The sequence below is a fragment of the Pseudomonas sp. HMWF021 genome (genome assembly GCF_003061005.1).
Taxonomy (GTDB): Bacteria; Pseudomonadota; Gammaproteobacteria; order Pseudomonadales; family Pseudomonadaceae; genus Aquipseudomonas.
In genome coordinates this window covers 17,059-23,369 of the sequence record NZ_QAIK01000109.1, presented here as the reverse complement: position 1 = coordinate 23,369, position 6,311 = coordinate 17,059, and the positions used below count along the sequence as shown (strand labels likewise).

6 protein-coding genes are annotated in these 6,311 nt (G+C 61.8%); all 6 read left to right on the top strand.

Annotated features, from left to right (window positions below; all coding sequences use genetic code 11):
* Positions 1–211: hypothetical protein (locus DBR18_RS28530; RefSeq protein WP_218277860.1), on the top strand; the 211-nt coding region annotated here is incomplete at its 5' end.
* 35 nt (positions 212–246) lie between these two features.
* A complete protein-coding gene (gene cysM, locus DBR18_RS15035) occupies positions 247–1,149 on the top strand; it encodes a cysteine synthase CysM (RefSeq protein ID WP_177482390.1) in 903 nt (300 codons plus the stop codon).
* On the top strand, positions 1,149–2,525 hold the full coding sequence (gene rlmD / locus DBR18_RS15030) for a 23S rRNA (uracil(1939)-C(5))-methyltransferase RlmD (protein ID WP_108590894.1): 1,377 nt from the start codon (positions 1,149–1,151) through the stop codon (positions 2,523–2,525). Before cysM ends, rlmD begins: the two co-directional genes overlap by 1 nt.
* Positions 2,526–2,626: 101 nt before the next feature.
* Complete coding sequence (gene relA / locus DBR18_RS15025) at positions 2,627–4,870, top strand: GTP diphosphokinase (protein WP_007968720.1); 2,244 nt, start codon at positions 2,627–2,629, stop codon at positions 4,868–4,870.
* Between the two features lie 107 nt (positions 4,871–4,977).
* Positions 4,978–5,811, top strand: a complete 834-nt coding sequence (mazG, locus tag DBR18_RS15020; protein ID WP_108590893.1) for a nucleoside triphosphate pyrophosphohydrolase — start codon at positions 4,978–4,980, stop codon at positions 5,809–5,811.
* Between the two features lie 26 nt (positions 5,812–5,837).
* Positions 5,838–6,311, top strand: a 474-nt coding sequence (locus DBR18_RS15015) for a DUF2058 domain-containing protein (protein ID WP_108590892.1), incomplete at its 3' end; no start/stop codon positions are given.

Below are 6,311 nucleotides of genomic sequence, written 5' to 3'. Positions count from 1 at the left end.
CCACAGTGAACTTCTGTCAGACACACAGCGTGTGAACCTGAAACCCTGTGGGAGCTGGCTTGCCAGCGATAAGGCCATTTGCATCGCTCTGGAAACTTCAGAACTGCCCGATCATTTGTCGCACCACCGGTGCGACATTCATCTGCTTATTCCCATAAACCATAAGCACCGCACTTTGCGTGATATGGCCTGCGAACGTTTGCCGGTATGATAGGCGCCCCCGCACGTCTGGATTGCGAATACGCCATGACCCTGCAGTACCCAACCATCGCCGATTGCGTCGGCAACACTCCGCTGGTGCGTTTGCAGCGCCTGCCCGGTGCCACCAGCAACACCCTGTTGCTCAAGCTCGAAGGGAACAACCCGGCGGGTTCGGTCAAGGACCGTCCGGCGCTGTCGATGATTACCCGTGCCGAACTGCGCGGGCAGATTCACGCCGGCGACACATTGATCGAAGCGACCTCGGGCAACACCGGAATTGCGCTGGCCATGGCCGCCGCGATCAAGGGTTACAAGATGATCCTGATCATGCCGGACAACTCCAGCGCCGAGCGCAAGGCGGCGATGACCGCTTACGGTGCCGAGCTGATTCTGGTCAGCCAGGAAGAGGGCATGGAAGGCGCTCGCGATCTCGCCCAGCGGATGGAAGCCGAAGGCCGTGGCAAGGTGCTCGATCAGTTCGCCAACGGCGACAACCCGGAAGCGCACTACACCACCACCGGCCCGGAAATCTGGCGTCAGACCCAGGGCACCATCACCCATTTCGTCAGCTCGATGGGCACCACCGGCACCATCATGGGCGTGTCGCGCTACTTGAAAGAGCAGAGCGACAGCGTGCAGATCATCGGGCTGCAGCCGATGGAAGGCTCGGCCATTCCCGGCATCCGTCGCTGGCCGCAGGAATACCTGCCGAAGATCTATCAGGCTGACCGCGTTGACCGCATCGTCGACATGGCGCAAAGCGAAGCCGAGGACGTCACCCGACGTCTGGCCCGCGAAGAAGGCATCTTCTGTGGCGTGTCCTCGGGCGGTGCGGTGGCAGCGATGCTGCGCCTGTCCAGAGAAGTTGAAAACGCGGTGATCGTCGCGATCATCTGCGACCGCGGCGACCGTTATCTGTCGACCGGCATTTTCGACGCGCCCAACTGATGGCCAAGCACGAGAGAGGCCTGCGCTTCCAGCCCACCGGCGGCAACAAGGCCCCGCAAATCCCGACCGGCAAAAAGCAGCGCTTGAACATCGAGCGCCTGGCCAATGACGGTCGCGGCATCGCGTTTTTCGAAGGCAAAACCTGGTTCGTCCTCGGTGCCCTCGCCGGTGAAGAGGTTGAGGCGCGGGTACTTGGCGCCCACGGCAAAGTGGTCGAGGCGCGCACCGAGCGCGTCTTCATGGCCAGCGAACTGCGCCGCCCGGCCGCCTGTCAGCACGCCGGCCGTTGCGGCGGTTGCAGCGTGCAACACCTGCCCCACGCCGAACAGCTCGCCCTGAAACAGCGCATGCTCGCCGAGCAGTTGTCGAAGGTCGCAGGCGTCGAGCCTGAGGAGTGGGCCGCGCCGTTGACCGGTCCCGAATTCGGCTATCGCCGTCGCGCGCGGATTGCGGTGCGCTGGGACATGAAGGCGAAGAAACTTGAAGTCGGGTTCCGCGCCGCCGGCAGCCAGGACATCGTCGCCATCAACGAATGCCCGGTGCTGGTACAGCCCTTGCAGCCGATCATGACCCGTTTGCCGGAAATGCTCCGTCGTTTGAGCAAGCCGCAGGCGCTGGGGCATGTCGAGTTGTTCAGTGGTTCGTCGCTGGCGGTGTTGTTGCGCCACATGGCGCCGCTGTCCGAAGCCGACCTGACGATCCTCAAGGATTTCTGCCAGTTCCATGAAGCGCAACTGTGGCTGCATGGCGAAGGTGAGCCGCAACCGGTGGATGTCGCGCAGTCGCTGGGTTATCGCCTGGAGCAGTGGAATCTGGATCTGGCCTGGCGCCCGGGGGATTTCATCCAGGTCAACGCCGGGGTCAACGAGGCGATGGTCGCGCAGGCGCTGGACTGGCTGAAGCCGACCGGTGACGAGCGAGTGCTGGACCTGTTCTGCGGTCTGGGCAACTTCGCCTTGCCGCTGGCCAAAAGCGTGCGCGAAGTGGTGGCGGTGGAGGGCGTGCAGGCCATGGTCGATCGTGCCGCCGCGAACGCCGCTAGCAACAATTTGCATAACACAAAGTTTTTTCAAGCCGATTTATCCCAGCCTTTGACCGATGCCCAGTGGATCGGAAACGGCTTTTCTGCGGTACTCTTGGACCCACCGCGTGACGGTGCTTTCGAGGTGGTGCGCAAGCTCGCGACCCTGGGTGCCAAACGGCTGGTCTACGTGTCGTGCAACCCTGCAACTCTGGCGCGCGATACGGTCGAATTGATCAAGCAGGGCTACCGGTTAAAACGTGCCGGGATTCTCGATATGTTTCCTCAGACGGCGCATGTCGAGGCCATGGCGTTATTTGAAGCGAGCCAGGATGGCTCGTCTGAATCCGTCTGACCTGTCCGGGCGGCGCTCGCTTTAGCCCCGCGAGCGCATACGGGCATTGAGGGTCAGCGATTTGACGCATTGAATCTGCGTCGTAGGGAAGGTAAAGCAGCATGGTACAGGTGAGAGCACACCAGCCGATCAACACTGACGGCAGTATCAATCTCGAGGCTTGGCTCGATCACGCGGTCAGTGTCGACATGGCACTGGATCGCGAAGCCTTGAAAGAAGCCTGCGAGTTCGCTCGCGAGGCCGAACAGCAGTCCAATGCCAAGAAGAACCTGTGGGCCGAAGGCTCCGGCAGTTTCAGCACGGGTCTGGAGATCGCCGAGATCCTCGCCGACCTCAAACTCGATCAGGATTCGCTGGTCGCGGCAGTGCTGTATCGCGGCGTGCGCGAAGGTCAGATCGAGCTTGCGGCCGTCGGCCAGCGCTTCGGTCCGGTGGTGGCCAAGCTGATCGACGGCGTGCAGCGCATGGCGGCGATCAGTGCCAGCCTCAGCCCGCGCCAGTCGATGGTGATGGGCACTCAGGGCCAGGTGGAAAACCTGCGCAAGATGCTGGTGGCGATGGTCGACGACGTGCGTGTCGCGCTGATCAAACTGGCCGAGCGTACCTGCGCCATTCGTGCGGTGAAGACCGCCGACGACGAAAAGCGCAACCGCGTCGCCCGGGAAGTCTTCGACATCTACGCGCCGCTCGCGCATCGCCTCGGCATCGGCCATATCAAGTGGGAACTGGAGGACTTGTCCTTCCGGTACCTGGAGCCTGACCAATACAAACAGATCGCCAAGCTGCTCCACGAGCGGCGGCTGGACCGTGAGCGTTTCATCAGCGACGTGATGACCCAGCTCAAGGACGAATTGCAGGCCACCGGCGTCGACGCCGACATCAGCGGCCGCGCCAAACACATCTATTCGATCTGGCGCAAAATGCAGCGCAAGGGTCTGGAGTTCAGCCAGATCTACGATGTGCGCGCGGTGCGCGTGCTGGTACCGGAAATGCGCGACTGCTATACCGCGCTCGGCATCGTCCACACCCTTTGGCGGCACATCCCGAAAGAATTCGACGACTACATCGCCAACCCGAAAGAGAACGGCTACCGCTCGCTGCACACCGCGGTAATCGGTCCGGAAGGCAAGGTGCTGGAAGTACAGATCCGTACGCATTCGATGCACGAAGAGGCCGAACTCGGCGTCTGCGCGCACTGGCGCTACAAAGGCACCGACGTCAAGTCCGGCTCCAACCACTACGAAGAGAAAATCTCCTGGCTGCGTCAGGTGCTCGAGTGGCACGAAGAGCTGGGCGATATCGGTGGTCTGGCCGAACAGTTGCGGGTCGATATCGAACCGGATCGGGTGTACATCTTCACCCCGGACGGCCACGCCATCGACTTGCCGAAAGGCGCGACGCCGCTGGATTTCGCCTACCGCGTGCACACCGAAATCGGTCACAACTGTCGTGGCGCGAAGATCAACGGGCGGATCGTGCCGCTCAACTACAGCCTGCAGACCGGTGAGCAGGTCGAGATCATCACCAGCAAGCACGGCACGCCGAGCCGCGACTGGCTGAACCCGAACCTGGGTTACGTCACCACCTCGCGGGCGCGGGCGAAGATCGTTCACTGGTTCAAGTTGCAGGCCCGTGACCAGAACGTTGCAGCCGGTAAAACCCTGATCGAACGCGAACTCAATCGCCTCGGTCTGCCGGCGGTGGACTTCGACAAGCTGGCCGAAAAGGCCAACATGAAGACCGCCGAAGATATGTTCGCCGCCCTCGGTGCCGGCGACCTGCGTCTGGCGCAACTGGTCAATCTGGCGCAGCAACTGGTCGAGCCGGAGCGCGGTAACGAGCAGCTGGAACTGATTCCGCGCAAGGCTACTGGCTACAAGCCGGGCAAGCGCGGCGACATTCAGATCCAGGGTGTCGGCAACCTGATGACACAGATGGCCGGCTGCTGCCAGCCGCTGCCGGGCGACGCGATCGTCGGCTATATCACTCAGGGGCGTGGCGTGAGCATTCACCGTCAGGACTGCGCCTCGGTGCTGCAACTGGCCGGGCGCGAGCCGGAGCGGATCATTCAGGTCAGCTGGGGCCCGGTGCCGGTGCTCACCTATCCGGTGGACATCGTCATTCGCGCCTACGACCGTTCCGGTCTGCTGCGTGACGTCTCGCAGGTGCTGCTCAACGAGCGCATCAACGTGCTGGCGGTCAACACCCGCTCGAACAAGGAAGACAACACCGCACTGATGTCGCTGACCATCGAGATCCCGGGGCTGGATGCGCTGGGACGCTTGCTGGGGCGGATCTCGCAGTTGCCGAACATCATCGAGACGCGGCGTAACCGTACCCCATAACGCGGTCCCCTGTAGGAGCTGCCGTAGGCTGCGATTCTTTGATCTTGAAAACAAAGTCAAAAGATCGCAGCCTGCGGCAGCTCCTACAGGGTTGAGTGAGATTCTGTATGTACAGCCTCGAAGACCTGCTCCACCTGATGAACCGTCTGCGCGACCTGCAGTACGGCTGCCCGTGGGACATCAAGCAAACCTACGAAACCATCGTTCCGCACACCCTCGAAGAAGCCTACGAAGTGGCCGATGCCATCGAGCGCGGCGACTTCGATCACTTGCAGGGCGAGCTGGGCGATCTGCTGTTTCAGGTGGTCTATTACAGCCAGTTGGCCCGGGAAGAAGGGCGCTTCGAATTTGCCGGGGTGGTCGACAGCATCACCCGCAAGCTGATCCGCCGTCATCCGCACGTATTCCCCACCGGCGATCTGTATGCACCGCTGGACGTGCCGCGTCTGAGCGAAGAACAGGTCAAGCAGCGCTGGGAAGAGATCAAGGCCGAAGAACGCGCCGAGAAGTCCGCCGCGCCCGAGCAGCTGTCACTGCTTGATGACGTGCCTGCCGCGTTGCCGGCGCTGTCGCGTTCGGCCAAGTTGCAAAAGCGTGCCGGGCAAGTCGGGTTCGACTGGCCGGATGCGTTGCCGGTGCTGGACAAGGTGCGTGAAGAGCTCGATGAAGTGCTCGAAGCCATGTCTGAAAACGATGCAGAAGCGGTGGCTGACGAGATCGGCGACCTGCTGTTTTCCGTGGTCAATCTGGCCCGGCACCTGAAGGTCGATCCGGAAACCGCGCTGCGTGGCGCCAACGCCAAGTTTGAACGACGTTTTCGATTTATCGAACAGGCATTGCGCGACACCCGTCGTCCCATGGAAGATTGCACCCTCGAAGAGTTGGACGCCCTGTGGGGTGAAGCCAAACGCCAGGAAAAGAATGTGCCCAGCTGCGGCTGAGCCGTTGCCCAAGTGAGTAAGCATTAATGAGCCTTTCCCTTCGCGACCAGTTGCTCAAAGCAGGCCTGGTCAACCAAAAGCAGGCCAAGCAGGTCAGCAAAGACAAGCAGAAGCAGCAGCGTCTGGCCCACAAGGGACAGGCCGAACTGGATGATTCGCAGCAACGCGCCGCCCAGGAAGCCATGGCCGAGAAGGTCAAGCGCGACCAGGAGCTGAACCGTCAGCAGCAGGAGAAGGCCGAGGCCAAGGCCCGTGCGGCGCAGGTCAAGCAGTTGATCGAAGTCTCGCGTCTGCCGAAGCTGACCACCGAGGACTACTACAACTTTGTCGACGACAAGAAGGTCAAGCGCATCTCGGTCAACACCCTGATGCGCAACAAGCTCAGCAGCGGCTCGCTGGCGATCGTGCACCATGCCGGCGGCTACGAAGTGATTCCCCGTGAAGCGGCGCTGAAGATCCAGGAGCGTGACCCGCAGCGTATCGTCCAGCTCAACGTGCAG